The 22,177-nt window shown below is 62.2% G+C and carries 22 protein-coding genes; 11 read left to right on the top strand and 11 right to left on the bottom strand.

The genetic code is table 11. The features are described 5' to 3' along the window. Positions 1 to 2: 2 nt before the first annotated feature. From J3A98_RS01640 to J3A98_RS01630, 3 genes are read left to right on the top strand one after another with little or no spacing between them, the layout of a single operon-like run. Complete coding sequence (locus J3A98_RS01640; RefSeq protein WP_209963546.1) at positions 3 to 890, top strand: type II secretion system F family protein; 888 nt, start codon at positions 3 to 5, stop codon at positions 888 to 890. A 10-nt stretch (positions 891 to 900) separates the two neighbouring features. Next, positions 901 to 1,602 carry a tetratricopeptide repeat protein gene (locus J3A98_RS01635; protein ID WP_209963544.1) on the top strand — a complete coding sequence of 234 codons (702 nt, stop codon included), beginning with the start codon at positions 901 to 903 and terminating at the stop codon, positions 1,600 to 1,602. A 15-nt stretch (positions 1,603 to 1,617) separates the two neighbouring features. After that, positions 1,618 to 1,881, top strand: coding sequence for a DUF3613 domain-containing protein (locus tag J3A98_RS01630; protein ID WP_176682551.1), 264 nt, complete (start codon positions 1,618 to 1,620; stop codon positions 1,879 to 1,881). Positions 1,882 to 1,951: 70 nt separating this feature from the next. On the opposite strand, the gene J3A98_RS01625 is transcribed toward J3A98_RS01630, so the two are convergent. Further along, positions 1,952 to 2,374: a prepilin peptidase gene (locus J3A98_RS01625; RefSeq protein WP_209963542.1), complete on the bottom strand. Its 423-nt coding sequence runs from the start codon at positions 2,372 to 2,374 to the stop codon at positions 1,952 to 1,954. A 75-nt stretch (positions 2,375 to 2,449) separates the two neighbouring features. On the opposite strand from J3A98_RS01625, the gene J3A98_RS01620 reads away from it, so the two are divergent. Then, on the top strand, positions 2,450 to 2,893 hold the full coding sequence (locus J3A98_RS01620) for a TadE/TadG family type IV pilus assembly protein (protein WP_209963538.1): 444 nt from the start codon (positions 2,450 to 2,452) through the stop codon (positions 2,891 to 2,893). Beyond that, positions 2,890 to 5,535 (top strand): PAS domain-containing sensor histidine kinase, encoded by a 2,646-nt coding sequence (locus J3A98_RS01615; protein WP_209963536.1) that lies wholly within the window; start codon positions 2,890 to 2,892, stop codon positions 5,533 to 5,535. Before J3A98_RS01620 ends, J3A98_RS01615 begins: the two co-directional genes overlap by 4 nt. Here J3A98_RS01615 and J3A98_RS01610 read toward each other — a convergent pair. Continuing rightward, positions 5,520 to 7,475: a TadG family pilus assembly protein gene (locus tag J3A98_RS01610; protein WP_339444061.1), complete on the bottom strand. Its 1,956-nt coding sequence runs from the start codon at positions 7,473 to 7,475 to the stop codon at positions 5,520 to 5,522. The two genes, J3A98_RS01615 and J3A98_RS01610, sit on opposite strands and share 16 nt — an antisense overlap. Positions 7,476 to 7,618: 143 nt before the next feature. Here J3A98_RS01610 and J3A98_RS01605 point away from each other — a divergent pair, with 143 nt between their 5' ends. Beyond that, complete coding sequence (locus J3A98_RS01605) at positions 7,619 to 7,909, top strand: DUF3509 domain-containing protein (RefSeq protein WP_209963534.1); 291 nt, start codon at positions 7,619 to 7,621, stop codon at positions 7,907 to 7,909. A gap of 3 nt (positions 7,910 to 7,912) precedes the next feature. On the opposite strand, the gene J3A98_RS01600 is transcribed toward J3A98_RS01605, so the two are convergent. After that, complete coding sequence (locus J3A98_RS01600; RefSeq protein WP_003251685.1) at positions 7,913 to 8,383, bottom strand: phosphate-starvation-inducible PsiE family protein; 471 nt, start codon at positions 8,381 to 8,383, stop codon at positions 7,913 to 7,915. A 457-nt stretch (positions 8,384 to 8,840) separates the two neighbouring features. Between J3A98_RS01600 and J3A98_RS01595 the strand changes: the two genes are divergently transcribed. The 3 genes from J3A98_RS01595 to J3A98_RS01585 all read left to right on the top strand — a co-directional run bounded on the left by J3A98_RS01595 (position 8,841) and on the right by J3A98_RS01585 (position 10,240). After that, positions 8,841 to 9,083 carry a hypothetical protein gene (locus J3A98_RS01595; protein WP_020191460.1) on the top strand — a complete coding sequence of 81 codons (243 nt, stop codon included), beginning with the start codon at positions 8,841 to 8,843 and terminating at the stop codon, positions 9,081 to 9,083. Between the two features lie 162 nt (positions 9,084 to 9,245). Next, positions 9,246 to 9,509, top strand: a complete 264-nt coding sequence (locus tag J3A98_RS01590) for a DUF3077 domain-containing protein (protein WP_176682545.1) — start codon at positions 9,246 to 9,248, stop codon at positions 9,507 to 9,509. 467 nt (positions 9,510 to 9,976) lie between these two features. Further along, complete coding sequence (locus tag J3A98_RS01585; protein ID WP_176682544.1) at positions 9,977 to 10,240, top strand: YebG family protein; 264 nt, start codon at positions 9,977 to 9,979, stop codon at positions 10,238 to 10,240. 57 nt (positions 10,241 to 10,297) lie between these two features. Here the strand turns inward: J3A98_RS01585 and J3A98_RS01580 are convergent, their stop codons facing one another. Further along, entirely contained in the window at positions 10,298 to 11,317 is a 1,020-nt protein-coding gene (locus J3A98_RS01580; RefSeq protein ID WP_209963531.1) for a Glu/Leu/Phe/Val dehydrogenase dimerization domain-containing protein, read from the bottom strand. A 124-nt stretch (positions 11,318 to 11,441) separates the two neighbouring features. Here J3A98_RS01580 and J3A98_RS01575 point away from each other — a divergent pair, with 124 nt between their 5' ends. Further along, the gene (locus J3A98_RS01575; RefSeq protein ID WP_209963528.1) at positions 11,442 to 12,248 is read left to right on the top strand and encodes a tetratricopeptide repeat protein; all 807 of its coding nucleotides are present in this window, start codon (positions 11,442 to 11,444) and stop codon (positions 12,246 to 12,248) included. Here J3A98_RS01575 and maiA read toward each other — a convergent pair. Genes maiA through hmgA form a run of 3 tightly spaced genes read right to left on the bottom strand, consistent with a single transcriptional unit; the run spans position 12,242 to position 15,484 of the window. After that, positions 12,242 to 12,874, bottom strand: coding sequence for a maleylacetoacetate isomerase (maiA, locus tag J3A98_RS01570; protein WP_209963526.1), 633 nt, complete (start codon positions 12,872 to 12,874; stop codon positions 12,242 to 12,244). The two genes, J3A98_RS01575 and maiA, sit on opposite strands and share 7 nt — an antisense overlap. 12 nt (positions 12,875 to 12,886) lie before the next feature. Further along, complete coding sequence (gene fahA / locus J3A98_RS01565) at positions 12,887 to 14,179, bottom strand: fumarylacetoacetase (protein WP_209963523.1); 1,293 nt, start codon at positions 14,177 to 14,179, stop codon at positions 12,887 to 12,889. Positions 14,180 to 14,182: 3 nt separating this feature from the next. Beyond that, positions 14,183 to 15,484 (bottom strand): homogentisate 1,2-dioxygenase, encoded by a 1,302-nt coding sequence (hmgA, locus tag J3A98_RS01560; RefSeq protein WP_019436969.1) that lies wholly within the window; start codon positions 15,482 to 15,484, stop codon positions 14,183 to 14,185. A 112-nt stretch (positions 15,485 to 15,596) separates the two neighbouring features. On the opposite strand from hmgA, the gene J3A98_RS01555 reads away from it, so the two are divergent. After that, complete coding sequence (locus tag J3A98_RS01555; protein WP_209963520.1) at positions 15,597 to 16,430, top strand: IclR family transcriptional regulator; 834 nt, start codon at positions 15,597 to 15,599, stop codon at positions 16,428 to 16,430. Here J3A98_RS01555 and J3A98_RS01550 read toward each other — a convergent pair. The 4 genes from J3A98_RS01550 to J3A98_RS01535 all read right to left on the bottom strand — a co-directional run bounded on the left by J3A98_RS01550 (position 16,361) and on the right by J3A98_RS01535 (position 22,120). Continuing rightward, on the bottom strand, positions 16,361 to 19,585 hold the full coding sequence (locus J3A98_RS01550) for a DUF6543 domain-containing protein (protein ID WP_209963517.1): 3,225 nt from the start codon (positions 19,583 to 19,585) through the stop codon (positions 16,361 to 16,363). The genes J3A98_RS01555 and J3A98_RS01550 overlap by 70 nt on opposite strands. Before the next feature lie 390 nt (positions 19,586 to 19,975). Beyond that, a complete protein-coding gene (locus J3A98_RS01545; protein WP_176682536.1) occupies positions 19,976 to 20,881 on the bottom strand; it encodes an alpha/beta hydrolase in 906 nt (301 codons plus the stop codon). Positions 20,882 to 21,057: 176 nt separating this feature from the next. Further along, the gene (locus J3A98_RS01540; protein ID WP_176682535.1) at positions 21,058 to 21,744 is read right to left on the bottom strand and encodes an LrgB family protein; all 687 of its coding nucleotides are present in this window, start codon (positions 21,742 to 21,744) and stop codon (positions 21,058 to 21,060) included. Next, complete coding sequence (locus J3A98_RS01535; RefSeq protein WP_176682534.1) at positions 21,734 to 22,120, bottom strand: CidA/LrgA family protein; 387 nt, start codon at positions 22,118 to 22,120, stop codon at positions 21,734 to 21,736. The genes J3A98_RS01540 and J3A98_RS01535 overlap by 11 nt, the downstream gene beginning before the upstream one ends. Positions 22,121 to 22,177 lie beyond the last annotated feature (57 nt).

The following is a 22,177-nucleotide window of genomic DNA, read 5'->3' as shown; positions in this document are numbered from 1 at the left end:
CCATGGCCTTGCTGATCTGCACTTTGTGCCTGTTCATCGCTGCCTGCCTGTTTGGCCTGCAGGCTGTTCGCCAATGGCGCGCACGAGTACTGGTGGCCCGACGGCTGCAAGGGCGGCTGACCCGCGACGAGCGCCTGGGGGACTGGTTGCACTGGCTGGGCAGCAGCCCGTGGGGGCAGCGCCTACAGAGATTCGACGGCGAAAGCCAGGCCCTGCTCGAACGTATCGGCTGGCGCCGCAGCCGCCAGCGTGCTCTGTTTGCCGCTGTTCAGCTGGGCCTGCCGCTGCTGGCCGTGGCAATGACGCTGCTGCTGCAACAGGTGTTCAAGGGCAGCGCCGCAGCCGGCTGGTTGGTCTGGCCATCGTGCGCGCTGGGCGTAGGTTACCTGCTGCCCAAGCGACTGCTGGCCGTGGCTGCGGCACGTCGCCAGCAGCGCATTGCAGAAGAAGTCAGCCTGCTGATCCCCTTGCTGCGGATTTTATTCGAGACCGGCCTGGCCGTTGAACAGGCACTGCGCGTGCTGAGCCAGGAAGGCCGGACGCTGATCCCGCACACCAGCGCAGAGTTGCGCCAAGTGCTGCAGCGGGTGGACTCAGGCATGGCGCTGGGCCCGGAGCTGGAAAAGGTCGCCCATCTGCTGGCTGTGGATGAGTTCACCGATACCTGCGTGATCCTGCGCCAGTTGCTGACACAGGGCAGTGGCGCGATGAAGTCGTTGCAGGCACTGAAGGCGCTGCTCGACGACCGTCGCCTGACCCGCCTGCAAGAACGGGTGTCGATGATGTCGGCAAAGATGTCGGCAGTGATGATGGTGTTCCTGTTCCCGGCCTTGCTCATTGTCCTTGCCGGCCCGGGTTTCTCTGCATTGGCGCGGGCGTTAAGCCCATGAGGACTGATTGATGAAGACAATCCTGTTGTGCGCAAGCCTGGTGTTGTTGACCGGATGCGCCGGGCAGCAGCCGGAAGGCCTGCGCCAGTTGTTCGCTACCGCCAGTTGCAGCAAGCCAGACGCCGACCAGCAACTGTCACTGAACCTGGCAGACGAAATGCTCAACGACGGGCGCCCGCACGCCAGCCTTGCCCACTTGCAGCAACTGCCGGACACCTTCGAACAGGTTCGCCTGCGCAAGGCCAAAGTGTCACGGCTGCTTGGCCTCGGCGAAGCCGAGCCCTTGTACCGCAGCCTGCTTGGCGGTTGCCTGGCCGCCGAAGGCGAACATGGCCTGGGCCAATTGACCTCAGCCCGGGGCGACGACGTCCAGGCCCTGCAGCACCTGCAACGCGCAGTACGGCTTGCGCCTACCGACGAACGGGTGCGCAACGACCTAGGCGTGGTTTTGATGAACATGGGGCGCTATGAGCAAGCTCGCTTCGAGTTGCTGACGGCCATTGAACTGAAGGACGACAACACGCTGCCTGCTGTCAACCTGGTGACCTTGGCGCTGGTGCAGGACAACTGGCAACAGGCCACCGACCTGGTATACCGGCTGCAGCTCAAAGCTGGGCAGTTTGCCGAAGCCCAGGCGCGGGCCAGCAAGATCAAGGCCGGCGGCCGAGGCCCGATCGCGTCGACCAGGGCCCAGGACATGATGGTCAATTGATACGCGGAGGTGATCATGATCAGGTATGTGATGGTACTGGCCTGCTGCGTTGGCAGCGCGACGTTACTGGCCGAGGAAAACCCGCACCATCCCCCTCTGGACGAGACGGCGACCGAACGGCTGCTGCGCTTGCAGTCCAGCGGTGAGCAGGCATCCAGGCACCTGCAGGTGCAAACCGCGCGGGAGCGTGACCAGTCCATGCAGCGCTGGCTGGATACCTACAAGTACGAAATCCCCGACTTCTACCGCTGGACAAAGATGGCAGAGCGAAACAACTGACTCGCTGACTTAGCGGGGGCTCTGTGGGCTGGGCAATCGCCTACAGATTCTTTGCATACCTTGAAGATGTTTAGCCAACCCAGGCCAGCGAAACGGCAAAGCCTGCCAGCAAGCAAGGCGCAAACGGCCTTTTCTCCCCTGGCTGGCGTGACCTGCGCCGTACCATTTGCCATACAACCATTGCCACACCAGCGCCAATGAACGTGCCGAGTACGTGGTCCAGGCTGGTGCCCAGGGCAAGCGCGCCGAGCAGCTTGACGTCGCCAGCCCCGAACTGGCCGAGCATGTAGCCGGGCAGCGTCAGTAGCAGGACGATGACGAAAGCAAGCGCTGCATCGCTGCCCTGAGCACCTAGCCAACTGTGCCCGGTGGCCAGCAACCAGGCCAGCGCACAGGCAGCAGCCCCCAGCGTCAGGACATTGGAAATCTGCCGCTCCCAGGCATCCTGCCCAGCGCACAACACCAGCCAGACAAGCACTGCAAGGCTATGCATAGGCAAATGGCCATCCCTGTTCGACGATCGGTTCTATGCTGTTACTCAGGATTCATGGTCAGGGTAGACGCAATCATGAAAGCAGGCCCGGCAAAACGGCAAAAAGGCGCAGCGGCCATTGAGTTCGCGGCCGTATTCATGATCTTTTTCGCGGTGTTCTACGGCCTGGTCAGCTACACCCTGCCCATGCTGATGCTGCAGTCATTCAACCAGGCCAGTGCCGAAGCCGTGCGCCGCTGCGTGGCCCTGGACCCGGACAGCGCCAGCTACAGCGCCGATGTGCAGACCCTGGCCCACCAGGTCATCAGCCAACAGTTGCAGTGGATACCCGCCGCGTTCGACTTCCAGCCCGCCAGTGATACCCAGGTGACCCTGGGCGCCGACAAATTGCTGACCGTGACCATCAACTACCCCAAAACGAAACTGAACAACGTGCTGCCTATGCTGGTACTGCCGCTGATCGGTGAGGTGCCGCGCCTGCCCGATCGCCTAAGGGCCGAAGCGAGCTTGCAGCTATGAGCGGCTTGTTCGATCGCTGGCTGGGCGACCAGGCCACCGCGCAGGTAGCGCCCACCCCGCAAGCGGTGGGGCTGCAACTCTGGCTGGATGACCTTGGGCATGTGTTGCGCCTGGCCGGTCCCCTGCGCACGGTGCTGCCTGCGAGTTCGCACAGTGCCCCCCGTGTGCATGACTACCTGCAACGGCACAGCTGGCTGGTACTTGAAGGCCCCCCTGCCGACTGGCAGGGGCAACCGCTGGACCTTGACTTCACGACCGTGCACGGCCGTCCCCTGCACACCCGCGGCTGGCTCCAGCGGCAGGCAGACGGCTGGCTGCTGCAATTGTTCGATATCGGTGATCTGCTGGGGGAACTCGAGCAACAAGACCACCGCCTGACGCAACAGGCGCTGGCAGTGGCGCTTGGCCGCGCCCTGCGTGACTGCGACGAAGAACGCCTGATACTGACGGCCTCCGAACAACTGAAGCACCTGGCCGAGCACTGGCATGCCGGCTCCCTGCGCCTGATGCTGGCGGGCGATTGCGGCTGGTACACCTACACTTGCAGCGACAACGACTGGCCCTGGGCCGATGACGAGCGCTTGCGACCCTGGCTGCAAACGCTACCGCCACGGGGTCGAGAAGTGGCTGCTGGAAACTCGCTGTTGCAGCCATCATGTGCCGGCTTGCCATTGCTGGCCGTGCCCTACCTGCACGGCCATACCGTGCAGGCCTGGTTGCTGTGCGCAGGCGCGCAACGGCCACCGGCGAGCGAAACGGTCGCAGCCCTGCTGCAAGCGCTGATCGAACCCCTGCTCAGTCGCCTGCGCCAGCACCAGTTGCGGGAACGTTCACGCCACCTGGATGAACTGCAACAGCAACTGGGGGCAGGCTGGTGGTCATGGCCTCTGCAAGGGCCGCTGCAGTTCGACCCGGCGCTGGCCTTGCGCCTGGGCATACCGACTGAGGCCACCGCCGAGCAATGGTTGGGCCGGGTGCACCCGGCCGATCGTGAAGCCGCACGCATGGCGTTGGAACAACTGCGCGCAGGCATTGCTTTGAACCTGAACCTGCGCCTGCTGCCAGCCAACAGCCTGGCAAGCCCGCGCTGGCTACAGTGGGCAGGCCAGTTGCAAGGCCATCAGGTTCAGGGGTTTGTGCTCGATATCAGCGCGTTGAAGGACCAGGAACTGCAGGCCGGAGCCGCGCGCGCCCGGCTCGAAAACCTGATCGCCAGCTCGCCCGCGGTGATTTACATCCAGCGCTATGCCGAAGGTGCACTGCACAGTGAATTTTTCAGCGCCAGCCTGATGCCATTGCTGGGCTGGCCCAGAGACAGTGACCTGGCGCGCCACCCTGCTCAGGCAGTGCATCCCGACGACCACCCGACGTGGCTCGAACGCACCCGCACCCTGCTGCGCGATGGCCAGGTGCGCAGCCGCTACCGCCTGCGCGATCACCTTGGCGCCTACCACTGGATACTGGACGAGGCCCGCCTGCTGCGTGACGACCTGGGCCAGCCTGTGGAGGCTGTGGGGCTGTGGCTGGACGTCAGCGAACTGACCGAAACGGCCGAGCGGGTGCGCCAAAGCGAAGAGCGCTACCGGGTGCTGGTAGAAGACTCGCCGGCCATGATCTGTCGCTATCGCCCAGACCTTGAGCTGCTGTTTGGCAACCACCCGCTTGCCGAACAGCTGGAATGCACGCCGCAACAATTGACGGGCATGAACCTCGGTCAGTGGCTGTCCGACAGCCAGCGTGCGGCCTTCCTCCAACGCCTCTCGATGTTGACGCCGACCCAGCCGTTGGCCAGTGCTGAAATCTGCCTGCAATTGCCCGGGCGCCGAACATCCTGGTGGGTGTGGGCCGAGCGTGGCCTGTTCGATGAGCACGGGCAGTTGCAGGAAGTGCAGGCGGTGGGACGCGACAACACAGCAGTACGCCACAGCCAGCAACAACTGCTACAAGGGGCCAAGATGGCCACGCTGGGCGAATTGGCTACGGGCTTCGTGCATGAAATCAACCAGCCGTTGACTACCATGCGCCTTGCGCTGGTCAATACCCTCAAGCGCCTGGAAAGTGGCGTGGTCGATGCCGAGTATGTGGCGGGCAAACTGCAGCGGATCGATGCCCAGGTCGATCGTATTGCGCGCTTGGTCGAGCATCTGCGCACCTATGGGCGCCGGTCCGAGGTCGAACAGCAAGTGTTCGCCGCCTGGGTGGCGGTGCAAGGTGCGCTGGGGTTGCTGGCTGAGGGGTTGGGCAGCAAAGGTGTAGCCTTGCATATCGAAGAGCCAGAACTGTGTCCGGAAGTACTGGGCCATGAGGACCAGCTCGAACAGGTCCTGATCAACCTGCTGGTCAATGCCCGTGACGCGCTGCTCGAACGGCGGGTTGCCAGGCCGCGGATCAGCGTGAGCCAGCGCGTCGAGGAAGGGCACCTGTGCCTGGTGGTGGAAGACAACGGCGGCGGCATCGAGCCACGCCTGCTCGAACGCATCTTCGAACCATTCTTTACCACCAAGGCCGCCGGAGCGGGCACCGGCTTAGGCTTGTCGGTAAGCCACAGTATCGTCGAGGCCATGGGCGGCAGGCTGGAAGCACACAACAGCAACGAAGGTGCGTGCTTCCAGGTTTGGTTGCCCGTCTACAGCGCCAACTGAGCACGGCCGCCGGAGCAACTGAGGTTGGCCCCGACCTCGGCATTGACCAGGTCTATGCCGAGGACCTTGAGTAACACATTGACCAAGGGGTCGAGCAACGGGCTGAGCAGATTTTTGATCAGGGGTTCGACGATGCCTTTGACGCCGCCAAGGACGTTGCCGACGATTACCAGTACTTCGCCGAGGCCACTGTTGGCGGTGGGCTTGTAGGCTTCCAGCTGTATTCCCAGCAGCGTGTCGGTGAGGCTGCCGACAACGTTGTTGTTGGCGGGTTGCATGCTCTGGTAAGCCGAGGGAAGGCCGATGTTCGGTGGCGTGCTGTTGGGGGCCTGGAACACCAGCGGGCGTTCGACCGCTCCGCTGCCCAGCAGCTTGCTGTTGACGCGCAGGCCTAGACCGCCTGCGGCAAAAGGTATACGAGCCAGGCAAGTGCCGATACCCAAGATCTGGCTACAACGCTTGGTACCGATATCTACCAGCGGCAGCGGTTTGACCACAGTAGTGCCACCAGTGAAGAACGCATCCACCGACTCAAAACGCCCAACCGCCACCTTGGCGGCTGAACTCTGAGTCTGTGTCGTCAAACGCTTGGGTGAGCAACTGAAGGTTTCTGGCGATAACGGGTTGAGCCTCGTCGTCGCTTCTGCCACCTCAAGACCGATGTCCAGCGACAACTTATCCGGGACCAGGATTATATCGGTGACAGTACATGGCACGCCGACCAGGCATAGCACCGATTGCAATGTACTGGCGAGGTTCAGGCTGAGCAGATTGTTAAGCACACTGGTTATCGGCCCGACGAGGTCCAACACTGCATTGAGCAACCCAAGCACCGAGTTGAGCAAAGGCAAGTCCAACGAGATCATCGCCCGCACCTGAGCGGTATGCACCCGCAACTCATCTGTACGCGGGTCTCCCACCGCAGAAATCTGCTGGGGTTCGATCACCTTCAGCCGCACCCGACCATTGACCAGCCCCAGCACGTTGATTGGCAAGTCCACCGTTGCTGCACTTTCGCTGACCGCCAGCTGGATTACCCCCTGCACCAGTTGCAGCAACTGAATACTGGCATCCAGCCCGGCCTGCGCCGTGCCGTTCTGAATATCGAGCAAGTCCCCAAGTTGCAGCAGCGTACTGTTGCTGGCGCCCAGTGCCACCTTGCCCAGATTGGTTACCACATCTGCCGCCGCACCGCTCTGCTGCAGTACCTTTACCGCTGCTTGCAGCAACTGCGTAGCAGTGGCGTCGGCAGTGAGCAGTTGCTGATAGTCGCCTGCCTTGAGGTCAAGTTCGACGGCCAGTTGGTCAAGGTAGCTGAGCAGATTCAGCTGAGTACTGGCGATGCCTTGCCAGCCGGCCACATCAAGCTGAACCGCACCGCCCAGTGCGCCGAGCAGTGCATTTAGCAGAACCGACTGCCGCGAGTCGACGGTCGCCAGCGTGGTACGAATACTCAACATAGCCTGCGGCGGCAGGGGCGACGATGCCACCGCATGTGCCTGCAAGGTTGTGGTCAACGGCAATCCACTGCCCTGCGCCAACGTGTAGACCCCCGCAGCAACACTGGTGGGCACCGTGTTGCTCACATCCACCCGGATGGCTTCATTGCGATCGTTGTCACTGGTGAAGGTACGCAAGCTGTTGGCGCCGGTCTGCAGGTACCCGCAACTGGCCGTGAGCGGGTTGCTGGCCGCATGGCCGTTGCGTGTGGCGGCAGTCCGGGCAATCACGGTGGCTTGGGGGCCGCTGCCGGTACACACGGCAAACTGGCCTGCCGCCTCCAGCGCCGACATGTCGGCAATGCGCTGCAGCTTGCGCTGCTCAAGAAAAAGCCGGCCGCTGTCGATCACCACCAGCATGAACAACAAGGCAAGGCCCAAGGTAACCACCGCCATGAGGCCGATTGCGCCACGCTGGCGGGCTGCAGATGAGGGAACCACGGGCACTCCTTTGCCGGCCATTGGCCATGCGTCGCGGCTGCGATTCCAGGAGTGTAGTTGCGATAATGGCCAATTGCCTGCCAGGAACCAACCTGATGGTGGCCGGTCAACTTCAGCAGATACCTTTTTACAGGCACCCAGCCATGAACAACCCTTTCGACCGAATCAGTGCTGCATTCGCCCCCGAATACCGGGTCAACCTGAGCATTACCAACCTTGACGGCAGCATCATGCTAACCCTGTCCGACGACGCCGGCGTGGTCGCCAAGCGCCTCATCACCCAGGCCCAACGCAACGACCCGGTGCGCCTGCAACGGGTGATCGACAGCATCCGCCTGGGCCTTGCGATCGAACTCGACCAGAACCCCATGCAAGTGCTGGCCGCGCTGACCCGTGACGTCCGTCACGAGCCGCGCCATTCCGTTGCCAACTGAGGGCTACTTGCCCTCCTCCACTGCCTTGCCGTTGGCGTCCAGCACCTTGGTCGAGGGGTAGCGGTACGAGGCGTAGCGCACCACCAGGATCGAGAACGCCAGCAGCAGGATGCCGCCGCACAGGTACAGCAGCCCTTCGTCCGGTGCCTTGTGGTGCGAAACATCGCCGATCAGCAGGCGAGTGAGCGCGGTGATTGCCACGTACAGCAGGAAGCGGATCGGCATGTGGTTGGTCTTGAAGTAGATCCCCACCATCGCCCCCAGCTCCAGGTAGATGAACAACAGCAGGATGTCATCGACACTGATCCCGCCCTTGCCCAGCATGTCCAGGAACGTCACCACCGCCGCGTAGGCGGTGATCGCGCCAATGCCGAACAGCGCCAGGTAATGGAACGCCTCGACGCAAAGGTTGCCCAGCGAGTCGGCCGAGCCGTGCAGGCCCTTGCGCAGTTTTTCTGCCCATTTGATGTTCACGATGTTCCATTCCCCGATACGTCTTTAAGGATGATGCGTCGCTGATGTGACGCTTGTGCCATGCAGTTAAAGGGCCAAGCCCCTGTCTTGGAAGGCGACCGATTGCCGCAAGGCACCTTGAGGCATGGCGCATTGCAGAAATGCACGGCCGTGCTTGGGGAAAAATCAGATTTAACCCCTTCCTTGTAGGGCATTTCCCAAAGATACTCTGGCCGCCTGTTTTCCATTGCGGCCGTTTTGGCAGCGATCTAGTCTCGGCGGGTCGCTGCATATCAGCGATCGGCTTTGACAGGCCGCGATGAGATACTTTGCATAGCTTTTCCCTTTATGGTGGCTGTGCATGGGGCACGTTCGCGTGCGCCGGTTCTGGTATCCGCCGGTCTGTCAACCTGTGCACAGCTGCCACCTACCTGTTTGACAGCAAGTGGGGAGCGGCCCCAAAAATGGATACCAGAGCATGCTGAAAATAGTTCCCGATCCACCCCACACCCCCCATTCCCTCGAAGACACCCTGATCCAGGCCACCGACTACGCGTTGTGCGCAGCTACCGTGGTGCATCAGGCGTTGCTGCTTCAGCCCAAGTCACCGGTTTCGATCCTGATGATGACCTCGATGCATGAGCTGGAGGCGCTGCGGGCTCTGCTTGAGTCGGCACTGGTTCAGGTGCAGATGCCCGCTGAGCCCAGGACTTCGCACTAAGGCTGGTTAATGCGCCGGGAGGCCGGCCTCTTCGCGGGCTCGCCCGCTCCCACAGGATCACCACAGCCTCAAGACTTGCACAGTACCTGTGGGAGCCTGTGGGAGCGGGCATGCCCGCGAAAGGGTCGGCCAGGCACTAGAGAAACTTCAGGGGATTGAACAATGACAACAGAAGACACCCAATTCACCGTCGGCAAGACCACTTTCTATCAAGGCGAAAACAGCACCCATCCACTGTTCCGCATCGAGCCCGGCATCCCCTGCAGGGACGCCCGCGAGCAGTCGTCGGAATTGATGGGCTATGTGCGTGAATTGACCATTACTGGCCTGATGGAGGAGAAACCCATGATGATCTGGGCCGCCCATTATCTGAGTGCCATGGCCAAGGCGCTGATGGATGATGCTGAGTTGGGTATGAAGCCGTGAGGATTTCGCTTCAGGTTGGATGAAGGCCTCTATGTGTTTGCCGCAGCAGTTTCAGCGCCTGTGAGATCGAGCGCCGCGCGGGCGGCGCTCGATCTACGCAACACCGCAAAAACCAAGGCAGGCGCCTTGCCGCCCTGACACAATCGGCCGTAGACCCCACAGAAAAGCTTGACCGCCAACAGAGCATCTACATCTACAGCGCATGTCTTGAGCCAGACTGCTCTCCTTGCGATCACGTGCCTGACGCAAAATCCAGCCGTTAACGCCCCCGTAGGAGCGGGTTCACCCGCGAATAGGCCGGACCTGCCGGCCAATATCCCCCAACCATTCACCGTCGCAACCGCCACCGCATTCGCTCGGTCTATGCCACGCTACAATTTCTGCTTGCGAACCAACCAGCATTGCCATTACTGTATATAGATACAGTAAACCGCAACACAACCAGCAAAAAGGCATAGAGGTGATGAATGGCCGTCGAAGTGGTGTACCGCAGCAGCCGCGACCCGGAGCGCTTGTTCATGGATAAGGCCGAAGCAGACCGTCACGACAAAATGCTCGAACTGGCCGAGCGCCTGGCCGAGGTGCTGCACAAGGCGGTGCCGTCGCTGACCGAGCAGCAGGTCGAGGAAGCCGGTATCTACATGGCGAAGAACCGCGATGTGTTCGCCCGGGCGTTCAAAAGCCAGCCGGATGCGTTGTCCGAGTTGCTTGAGGATGCTGCTGCCGAGTGATCTGGAGGTGTGGGAGCGGGTTTACCCGCGAAGTGGCCCACAACGCCATCATCACCTTCAGCCATACAACAACCGTTCCGCCAACATCTGCGCCACCCTTGCCGGCGAACGCTTCTCCGCCTGCGCATGGCCAAACACTTCGGTCAACCGTGAAGGGATACGCGCCAGGTGCGCAGTAATGGTGCCCTGATCTTCGCCACGGTGGGTGAGTGCCACATAGATCAGCCCACCGGCATTGATCACGTAGTCAGGTGCATACAATATGCCGCGCGACTCCAGCTGGTCTGCCACCTGCAAGGTAGTCAGCTGGTTGTTGGCCGCCCCCGCCACTGCCGCACAACGCAGTTGCATCACGCTCTGCCCGTTCAGTACCGGGCCCACGCCGCAGGGTGCAAAGATATCGCAAGGGGTACTGATCAACGCATCGTTGGTCACCGGTTTGGCATCGAACTGCTCCATCGCCAGCCGCACCCGCCCCGGGTCCAGGTCGCTGACCAGCAGCTCTGCCCCCACCGCATGCAATTGCTCCGCCAGTGCATAACCGACATTGCCCAACCCCTGCACCGCTACCCGCAAGCCTCTCAGGTCATCGCTGCCCAGCCGGAACGAGGTAGTGGCACGTATGCCCGCGAACACCCCCATCGCCGCATGGGGCGATGGATCGCCCGAGGCAGTGGTGCTGGTTACATGGGGTGTGCTGTGGGCAATGCAGTCCATGTCCAACGTCGAGGTGCCACTGTCCACGGCAATGATGAAGCGCCCATGCAAGGTATCGATGAAGCGGCCAAAGGCCTCGAACAGCGCGGCGCGGTTTTCCACATGCGGGTTGCGCATGATCACCGCTTTGCCACCCCCCATCGGCAAGCCGGCCAGTGCTGCCTTGTAGCTCATGCCCTGGGCCAGGCGAATAGCATCGGTCATGGCGCTTTCGTCATCGGCGTAAGGCAGGTAACGACACCCACCCATGGCAGGGCCCAACTGCTCACTGTGGATTGCCACAACGGCTTTCAGGCCCGTAGACGGGTCATTGAACAGGTGCAGTGACTGGGTACGGGTGCTTTGCATCAGCGCGAACATCGACCGGCTCCCCTACGAGGTGCTCCTTCCAGTATAGGCACGGCCTCGGCGTTGACGCCGCCGCCGGACCACTGGACGAAACCACGCGCCACGGCTAATACTCAAATGTGTGTGGAGATGCCCCATGAAGCCACGTCAAGCCTGCCTGGCCTGCCTGGAACGCGAGCCTGTCGACCTGCTGGAAGCCGCATTGTGGATTGCCGCCGAGCACGACCCTGGTGTCGAGCCCGCGGCCAGCCTTGCTGCGCTGCACGACCTGCAGCGCGAGATAAGCGCCAACCTGCCGATGCTGCCGCTGTGCGAACTGGCCCAGCCACTGCTGCGCCAGCTTAATGCGCTGGGCTTTCAGCAGGATGAATACCACCCCTTGCGCCCGCATGCAGCGATGATGGACAAGGTATTGCAGCGCCGCCGCGGCCAACCACTGACCCTGGCCATCCTCGCTTTGGAACTGGCCAGGCGCCTGTCCATACCGCTGGAGGGTGTGGGCTTCCCTGGCCATTTCCTGCTGCGCGTGCCGGGTGCCGACCACCTGCTCGATCCCTGCGGCGGCCGGCGCCTGTACCCCAGCGACTGCCGCGAGTTGCTGGCGCGCCAGTTCGGCCCGCACCAGGCGCTGACAGCAGAGCACCTGCGCAGCGCCAGCCCGATGCAGATGCTGCAACGCCTGTCACGCAACCTGCGCCAACTGCACATCAGTAATGACAACCACCTGGCGGCGTTGATCGATGCAGAGCGGATCATGCAGTTGGGCCCGGTACAGGTGAGCGACTATATGACCCGCGCCTCGCTCTACCATCATCTGGATTGCCCGCAGGCCGAGCGCTTCGACCTGGAGCATGCGTTGCTACTGACGGAAGACCCGGTCCAGCGCCTGAAGCTGTCCGAGCAAATCGGCAAGCTTCCGGCGGCGAACCGTTCACTTCACTGAGCCGGGCTGTCCGGTTGCTGGGCGGGGTGGGCCTTGGTGAACGCCGGGTGCGCGGCCGCCAATGCGGCAACCCGCAGGATGCGTGGGAAGCTGTGGAGGTCGATGTTGAAACGTTCGGCCGCGTACAACTGCGGGATCAGGTACACATCCGCCAGCCCTGGTGTGTCGCCAAAGCAGAAACCGTGATCGCCAATCAGTTGTTCCACTGCCGCAAGCCCCTGGGTGATCCAGTGGCCGATCCACTGGTTGACCTGCCCTTCGTCCTGACCGGCCTGGCGCAGCCGGTTGAGCACGCTGACGTTGTGTAGCGGGTGAATGTCGCAGCCAATGATGGCCGCCACCCCCCGTACCTTGGCCCGTGCCTCGGCTGTGGCCGGCAGCAACGCAGGCTGTGGATAAACCTCTTCCAGGTACTCGATGATCGCCGGCGACTGCACCAGCACCTCACCACCATCAGTGCGCAAGGCCGGTACGCGGCCCTGCGGGTTGACGGCTACATAGCCCTCACCGCGCTGCTCACCCTGCAGCAGGTTGACCGGCAGGGACTGGTAAGCCAGCCCCTTCAGCGCCAGGGCAATGCGCACCCGGTAGGACGAGGTGGAACGGTAATAGGTGTACAGCTCCATACCCCTGCCTCCTCAGTTGGCTGCGATGACCGTGCCGCGGCATTCGCCGAAACCGATGCTGGCCACGCCGTCACGTGTGCAGCGGGCACGCAGGATGATTTCGTCGCCGTCTTCAAGGAATTTGCGCACCTCGCCGCTGGCCAGCTCGATCGGCAGTTTGCCGCCTTCGGTGATCTCCAGCAGGCTACCGAACGATCCCGGCGTGGCACCCGACAGCGTGCCCGAACCGAACAAGTCACCCGGCTGCAGCTGGCAGCCGTTGACGCTGTGGTGCGCCACCAGCTGCGCCACGGTCCAGTACATGCTGCGGGTGTTGCTCAAGGTCAGACGGTGCGGGGCAATGCCCTGTTCGCGCATGCGCTCGGTCAGCAGCAGCACTTCGAGTTCGATATCGAATGCACCGCTGGCCTGGTCGCGCTTGTCCAGCAGGTACGACAGTGGCTGCGGGTCGCCTTCCGGGCGGGCCGGCTGGGCGCAGCGGAACGGCTCCAATGCTTCGGCGGTGACAACCCAGGGCGAAATGGTGGTGATGAAGCTTTTGGACAGGAACGGCCCCAGTGGCTGGTATTCCCAAGCCTGGATATCGCGCGCCGACCAGTCGTTGAGCAGGCACAGGCCGGCTATGTGCTCGGCGGCATCGCCTACCGGAATTGCCTGGCCCATGTCATTGCCCTGGCCAATCCAGATACCCAGTTCCAGTTCGTAGTCCAGACGAGCGCAAGGGCCGAAGCTCGGCTCGGTGTGCCCGGCCGGCAGGGTCTGGCCCTTGGGCCGGCGCACGTCGGTGCCGGACGGGCGGATGGTGGAGGCGCGGCCGTGATAACCGATTGGCACGTACTTGTAGTTGGGCAGCAGTGGGTTGTCGGGGCGGAACAGTTTGCCCACGTTCTTCGCATGCTCGATACCAACGTAGAAATCGGTGTAGTCACCGATCTGCGCTGGCACGTGCAGCTGGCAGTCGCTGGCCGGGAGCAGCGCCGGCTTCAGGGCTGCCTGGTGTTCGCTGTGCTCGCCCAGCAGCACCTGCAAACGCTCGCGCAGGGCTACGCGGGCGTTGCGGCCCAAAGCGAAGAATGCGTTCAGAGCCCCACCGCGGGTGGCTTCAACGGCGGCCTTGGCCGCCCCGTCGAACAGGCCGGCGGCCAGCACCGCCTCCAGGTCGAGGATCGCGTCGCCGATGGCCACGCCACAGCGCCTGGCTTCACCCGGCCGGCTGAAGATGCCCAATGGCAGGTTCTGCAGCGGGAAGTCGCTGTGCCCGTTGGCGTGCTCGACCCAACTACGGGCATTGGCAGTGTGGTTCATGGGTTATCTCCGGTTCGGGTTGAAGGTGCTCGGCAAGGTTGCCCAGCAACTATCGTAGTCGGCCTGCAATTGCGGGCATTCAAGGGCTTGCAGGCTCGGGCGCAACACTTGGCTGGTCTCGAACATGAAGGCCATGGTGTTGTCGATCTTGTGCGGTGCCAGGTCAGCGGCAATGGCCTTCTCACAGGTTTCGGCGTCGGGGCCATGGGCACTCATCACCCCGTGCAACGAGGCACCACCCGGCAGGAAGCCCTCGGCCTTGGCGTCGTAGGCGCCATTGATCAGGCCCATGAACTCGTTCATCAGGTTGCGGTGGAACCATGGCGGACGGAAGGTGTTCTCGGCCACCATCCAGCGTGGCGGGAAGATCACGAAGTCCATGTTGGCCATGCCATGCACGCTGGTTGGCGAGGTGAGCACGGTGAAGATCGAGGGGTCCGGGTGGTCGAAGCTGACGGTGCCGATGGTGTTGAAGCGGCGCAGGTCATACTTGTACGGCACGTTGCTGCCATGCCAGGCCACAACGTCCAGTGGCGAGTGCTGCAGCTCGCAGGCCCAGTGCTCACCCAGGAACTTCTGTACCAGTTGCACCGGGCCTTCGGCTTCTTCGTAGTGGGCCACAGGCGTGAGGAAGTCGCGGGGGTTGGCCAGCCCGTTGCTGCCGATCGGGCCCAGGTCCGGCAGGCGCAGCGGCGCACCGTGGTTTTCCGCGATATAGCCACGGGCCTGGCCGTCGAGCAGTTCGACGCGAAACTTCATGCCACGTGGGATCACCGCAATTTCCAACGGTTCGACCTCCATCACGCCCAGCTCGGTGGCGATACGCAAGCGGCCCTGTTCCGGCACCAGCAGTAGCTCACCGTCAGCGTTGAAGAACACCCGTTCCATGGACCGGTTGGCGCGGTAGATGTAGATGCTCACGCCAGCCGGTTTTTCCGCTGCGGCGTTGGCGACCATGGGCAGCCAACCTTCGATGAAATCGGTCGGTTCAGCAGGAATCGGCTGCGGGCTCCAGCGCAGGCGATTGGGGTTGATGCCACCCAGTGGCCCACCGAGCGGCTGGCGCGCCAGACGCTCGAAGCGTGGGTGCAAGGCAGAAGGCCGAATGCGGTATAGCCAGGTACGGCGCAGCTCGCTGCGGGTCATGGTGAACGCCGTGCCCGACAGCAGCTCGGCATACAGGCCGTACGGGGCCTTCTGCGGGGAGTTCTGCCCGACAGGCAGCGCCCCGGGCAATGCTTCGCTGGCGAATTCGTTGCCGAAGCCGCTCAGGTAGTGAAGGTCGGGCGACGTGTCGCGGTTCATCGATGCCTCCGGATTTTGTTTTTATCGTAATCAGATTACGAATAACGTAATTTGCTCCGCTCAAGGCGTCAAGCTATAAAGGCGACACGATAAATCCGGAACCTCCCCTCCCATGGCCAAAGCCAACTCCCCCACCGACACCGGCAAGCAGAAGGTCCGCTCGGCGGAAGTCGGCACCGACATCCTCAAGGCCCTCGCAGAACTCTCACCCTCGACTTCACTATCACGCCTGGCCGAGCACGTGCAGATGCCTGCAAGCAAAGTGCATCGCTACCTGCAGGCGTTGATTGCCAGTGGCTTTGCCGAGCAGGATGCCGCCACCAACCATTATGGGCTGGGGCGTGAGGCACTGCGGGTGGGGCTGGCGGCGTTGGGCAGCATCGATGTGCTCAAGGTGGCGGCAATGCCGTTGTCGCAGTTGCGAGATGAACTCAACGAAAGTTGCTTCATCGCCGTGTGGGGTAACCAGGGGGCCACGGTGGTAAGCATCGAACCTGCCGTGCGCGCGGTCACCGTGGTGACCCAGATCGGTTCGGTGCTGCCATTGCTCAGTTCGTCCACCGGGCTGGTATTCGCCGCCTATCTGCCCGAGCGAGAAACCCAGGAGCTGCGCGACAGGGAACTGGCCGCTTTGCAACAAACCGCCAGTGACTACCACACACTGCTGGCCGGCATCCGCGAAAAGGGCCTGCACCATGTGCATGGCCTGCTGATGCCGGGAGTGGATGCGCTGTCGGCGCCGGTATTCAACGCCATGGGGCAGATCGCCGCGGTGATGACCGTGGTCGGGCCGACGTCGATCTTCCATGCCGATGAACATGGGCCGGCGGCGCAGCGCCTGCTCACGGCCGCACGAACCGTGAGCTGGCGCATGGGTTACGCGGGCAACCCACACTGCGCTTCGACGTCTAGCGTTTCCTCCTCGACCAGCCAGAGCAGTTCCTGAGAGAAACCGTCATAAAGGGCGGGCGCCACCTCGCTCACCAAATCGCCGTAGTCATCGCATAGCCGCCCGATCACACGCGAGAAGGCCGTGGGCTGAGACACCTCTGCCCGGGAAAGCACGGTGATGTATTTCTGTGCGGCACCGAACAGCCGCACCAAGACCCCCGTGGAAGCCACCGTTCCTGCAACCCCCGCCGCGAACGACAGCAAGGCGGCGGAACGGTCGCCATCGCTCCACGCGGTGGCCCCGGTGACGAAGGACCTGGCCGCACAGAAAAGCCCGACGGCCATGGCCGCCGGTGGAAACGGCACCGTGAGGATGCCAGCCAGTACGATCCCCCACTCCACCACCACGGCCGAAATACGCTCGGCAGCGCCTGCGCTGTCTTCAGCGGCTTCGTTGATCATCCGCCTGATCCGCTTTTCAAGGTCCTGGACAGGATCCCCGATACGCCCGGTCTCCCCTATCGGCGCCCGCACGCCCCTGCCTCGGGCAACGGCGTCCAGCACCACCTCAATGCCATCTCCGGCGCGCAGTTGCTCTTCGATCAATGCGTTCATGCGCGACTGGCTCGATAACGGCACGCGGTCCTGGCAATAACCTGCCAAGTCGTGCTCACGCCAGGTCCTTGCCAGCTCACTGAGGGTCCGCAGAGTGGGCCCTTGCTCGATTTCTGGCAGATAGACCAGAGGCTCAAGTTCGCGGTCCCGAGCAGGTTTCAGCAGGTAGGCACCCTGGACGGGGCAATCGTCCATCCATAACGGATAAAGGTTGCACGCCGCGTCGATCGAGGTCCCGGAAAAGCTGTCGATCACTGACGCCAGCCACTGCGCATGGCGACCCGACAAGCTGCCCTGAAGTTTCTCGCTGAGCACGGCACGCCTGATCTTCAAAGCGAAGAGCGTGCGATAACACTGCCTGAGCCTTTCATATTCAGGCCTGGAACGGTCGAGTAACTGCGCTTTCACTTCTTCGATGTACTTGTTGCCCAGGTCGGCAGCGCGGATGTAGCTCCCCAGCAGCGCCGGGCTCAGGTGCGAGATATCCTGGCCCGTAGCCGAGGTGATGCGGGCAAAGCCGGAAAAATTGTAATACGTGGGATACCCTTTGATGACGGTCTGCGTCAGTGTGCGAAAAGCATCCTCTTCCAGCGCTATCAATACCTGATCCGGGTTGATTGGGCCGCCGCGATTGCCCGGGTATGAATTGACCTTTTCCGTCACCTGTCGATGAGCGAAGGTGCGAAAGCTCGGCATCTTCATCAGCGACTGATACCTGGTCTGTGCCAGCTTGAGCAGTTGGTCGATATCAACCAGTGCCTGCTGCTCGGTACGACTGGCTTTGATGAACCAGCTTGGCGTGGTGGCCTGCTGATCCTCGATCAGGGCAGTGATCTTGCGCTTGGCCAGGGCATTGAGCACATCCGGCCACTGCTGCGACTTGACCGGCGCGAGCGTCACGCTGTGCATGGACCAGTCGGTGGGCAGCATCCCGACCTTGCGCAAATGGCGCTTGAGCGAATCATGCTGGGCCCGCGAGCATTGCCCCAGCAGGTACTCACTGCCTACCGGCAACAAGGTCCAGCTACCGATTTCGAGCGCCATTTTTTCGAGTGAGTCGAAAAGATGAAAATCGCCTCCCGGTGCGCCGGGGGCATAGAGCAGGTACTGATCGCCCTGTACCAGGCACAGCAGGTCCTTCAAGGGCGTTGGCGCACCATTGAGGCAAACCAGACCGGCGCTGATGCCATTGGCCTGCATTTCCCCCCGGCGTGCGTGGTGCAACAGATCGAACGCCGCCGGGTGAAAACCTTGATGACGAGCGGCCTGATTGGCCAGCGCCAGCCGCGCATCAAGAACCTCACACAGTGCGGCCATGGTCAACGTGTCGTCATAGAGCGTACGGATCTGTTTGACGTAGCTGACGCGCAAATCCAGTTTCTCGATCACCCGCTGGACAGAGGTGCCCCCCAACAATGAACGGTGCCGCTCACCCAGGACTTCGACCTTGAGCTGGCACCCGCTGTAGCCACCACTCAACGCCCAATCGAGCAGGGTGTGTTTCATCGCCTGCTCAGGGTCATCGACGTGACTGACTCGCAGCCGCACCTGCTCGGGGTCGATATTCAGCCCAAGGGCTTGCTTGACCTGTTTCTGGGCGAAGCTGCGCAGGTCGCGCCATTGCGCCAGACGCTCGGTGCAACGCTTCTCCTTCACCTGCAGATCATCTTCCAGTTGTCGATAGGCTTGCAGTCCCTCGCCCTGCATGAACCGCCGCCATTCGGGCAGCAGGCTGGTGCGGTACGCGCGCACATGCCGCGTCGCACGTTTCTGCAGCGCAGCCACCAGAGGCTCAAGCCGGGCCGCACTGTCGAGCTGGGTGAGACGCCGGGCGTCATCGACCTTGATCCGCAGGCTGCGCCGGGTGGCTTCAAGCTGGATAGCCTGCAGATCACGGATGAAATACCTGTGAAGTGGCACCTGCAGCGGCACGAAATCGAGTGTCAAACCCTCTGTAGACAGCGCTGCCCGCTCTTGCGAAGACAACAGCCAACGCAACGGGCTGCCTTCAGCAAAGGCAGGGGCGAGTTCACGGGCTGCGCGCGCGCGCTCAGTGTCGAACCAGCAACCGCTGGCCAGGCTGTAGATCAGGAAATCCGCAGGTGCGTCCGGGTTCTGTTCGAGGTCATGACTGCTGGCAACGACACCCGGCAAACGAAAACGCAAATCGCCGGCAACCAGGTGCACCTCATGCTTGTTTACGTCCCCGCCCTGCTCGAGGGCCTCGATACCGGCTTCCCAGGCCTTGAACGTAAGGGCCTTGAGGCGCGTTTCGGCAAACATCAGCTGGATCAAATGGGACGCCAGGGTAAGCGGTTTCGAACTTAACCTGGACTGTTGCTCCCACCACTGGTCAAGAACCGCCTGCCTTTGCGGCACAAGCGACTCGACAACCGCCAACGGCAAACGCTTCTGCTCGGTGAACTGTTGTCGATGAGCCTCCGGGATCAGGCTGGCCAGTTGCGCAACCGTAGCCATCAGCTGTTGCAGCTCCTGGGCGTGAGCCATCATGGCCTTCACCTGTTCTTTCACAGAGCGTGCATCCGGGCACCCCTGACCGAAATTGGTGATGCCAAGATTGAAATCGAAAGACATGAACTGCGCTCCAAAACAAGGGAGCAGCAGAGTGAACGGATGAGAAAGGCAATAGCGCAGGGAAGCTTACCCAGCACTTGGCACTGTTGCCTGAAACGTAAAGGTGAATGTCGACAGAAGCTATTTTTCCAGACGGATCAAGCGCTTATTCTTAACTCACTGGCCGGCTTGAAGGGCTCTCCCCCCCGCCTTTCAAGCCTGCGAGGTTCACCGACGTAGATTTTGAAGCTCCTTGATCTGACGTCTCGATTGGCCGCTGCGGCTTGCAGCGGCCTTTTTTTTGGCGACTGAAAATGCACGCTGGCTGTCAGGTGACCGTCGATATTTTCAGCGTCGATGAGACCGAGCGCCGCACGGACAGCGCTCTGTCCCGTTAGCGCAAAGGCCCCGTCATGACCACGCCACTTTCGGCGGGTAATAGCTCAGCGGCCGCTCACGAAAGGCCAGGTAGTGGCGCAGTACCTGCACTGGCGCTTCCGTATGCGGGTAATGGCCAATGCCCAGTAACTGCACGGTGTCTGGCTCCGGCACCAGTTGCCGGTAGCGCTCAAGCATGTGCGCGCCGGAAAGCGGGTCGACAATGCCATTGATCAAGCGCAGCGGCACGCCTCTACATTGCATCGCCCCTACCCAGCGTTCGCGGTGCAACCTGCGCTCCGGCATGTAGCCCACCAGCTTGTGCAGGATGCGCGTGCCCCGGTTGGCAGCGATCAGGCTCCAGAAGTCATCCAGCGCGCTTTCACTGGGATGGGTGCAGGGGCCGTAGACCTGCATCACATTACGCACCAGGTCGTCACGCCCGAACGAGCGCCCGACCAGCCAGCCAAACCGGCTGAGCAGCAGCTTCTGGATCAGTAGCATGCGGCAGCTTTCGGGGAACAGCCCGCTGTTGAGGAACACACAGCTGCCAATGTCGGCACGCTGCTCATGGTGTCGCGCCAGCAGTTCCTGCGCCACGCTGCCACCGTAGTCGTGAGCCAACAGGTGCACCGGCTCCGTGACCTGCAGGTGGGCAAGCAATGCCTGCTGCAGGTCTGCTTGCTCCATCAGGCTGTAAGTGTGATCGACGGGCTTGTCCGAATCACCAAAGCCGAGCATGTCGCAAGCGATCACCCGGAAACGTTGGCTCAGAGGGCCCCACAGGTAGTGCCAGTCCCAACTGGCGGTGGGGAAACCGTGTAACAGAAGCAGAGGCTCTCCTTGCCCTGCGGTCCAGTAGCGGATGCTCTGGCCCCGGAAGATGAAACTCTGTGCCCGGGTACGCCAGACGCACAATGGAATCTCGGCCAGAGGCATCAGAAGTGTCCCGGTGTAGTGGTGTTGGCGGAATAGGGCAAGGCTGCGTTCATTGCATGTCACCTCGGCACTTACATGTGCTCTCTATGTCGAGGCAAAGTCTAGCCAGCAGCCCATTGGCTGGAACTTGCGTTGCCAGCCAGCTTGATGACTGAGCGAGTCAGTGGCACGAACGGTCAGAGGAGCAAGGCCAACAAGGGGGCCGCGAACAGGTTGAGTAGCCCGGTCAGGACCATCACCAGGCCGGCCACCGAGCCTTCCTCACGGCCCACTTCCTGTGCCCGGCTGACCCCGGCACCATGCGCGCCAACACCGAACAGCGCACCTCGTGCCAGCGGCGTACGCAGCGGCAACCAACGCAACAGCACACCGCCGAACATGGCACCGAGCACGCCGGTGAACATCACGAACACCGCTGTCAGCTCTGGCACCCCACCCAGGTCATGGGCCATGGGCATGGCAAATGGCGTGGTGATCGAGCGCGGCACCAGCGACAGGCTGGTTGCGCTGTCCAGCGCCAACAGGTGTGCCAGCCCCCAGGAGCTGGCGATCGAGGCACTGCTGCCAGCGACCATGCCCACCATCAAGGCCGGCCAGTGGCGCGCCAGCATGGCCCGCTGCTGCCAGATCGGCACCGCGAAGGCTACGGTCACCGGGCCGAGCACGCTCATCAACCAGTGGGTGTTGCGCGCATACTCGGCATAGGCTGTATGCAGTGGCACGGCCACAGCCAGCAGCAACAACGGCACCAGGATCAACGGTGACAGCAGGTAGCGTTTGCTACGCCGGTACAACCAGCGGCTGCCCAGGTAAGCCAGCAAGGTCAAGGCCAACCAGAACAGCGGCATGGGTTCAAGGCTCATGGCGCAACCTCCAGCGGCACACCAGCTCAACGGTCATGGCGGTCACTATCATCACCATCAGCGTGCTCACGGCGATCACCAGCAAGATGCGCCAGCCCTCATCACGGATCAGTGAGCCATAGTCGAGCAAACTCATCAGCGCCGGGATGAAGAACAACAGCATCTCAGCCATCAGCCAGCCAGCACCCAGTTGCAGCATGGCCGGTTTGAGCACACCTGAAGCGAACAGTATCAACAGCAGTGCCAGGCCCATCACACCACCGGGGATCGGCCAGCCCAGCCAACTGGCAATCTGGCCACCAAGCAGGAACAGCGCACAGAGAACCGCCAGCTCGACAAACAGGCGCAGGGCTTTTTTCAATAATGCAGGTTTCATGGCGGGGTTCCTCGACAGGCCCTCATTCTAAGATTTGGCTGCCTAGGCCAGAAGCGA

The organism is Pseudomonas sp. BP6 (assembly GCF_017875935.1).
Classification (GTDB): Bacteria; Pseudomonadota; Gammaproteobacteria; order Pseudomonadales; family Pseudomonadaceae; genus Aquipseudomonas; species Aquipseudomonas putida_Y.
Note: the sequence above shows the minus strand (reverse complement) of the source record. Positions and strands in the feature narration are given on the sequence as shown.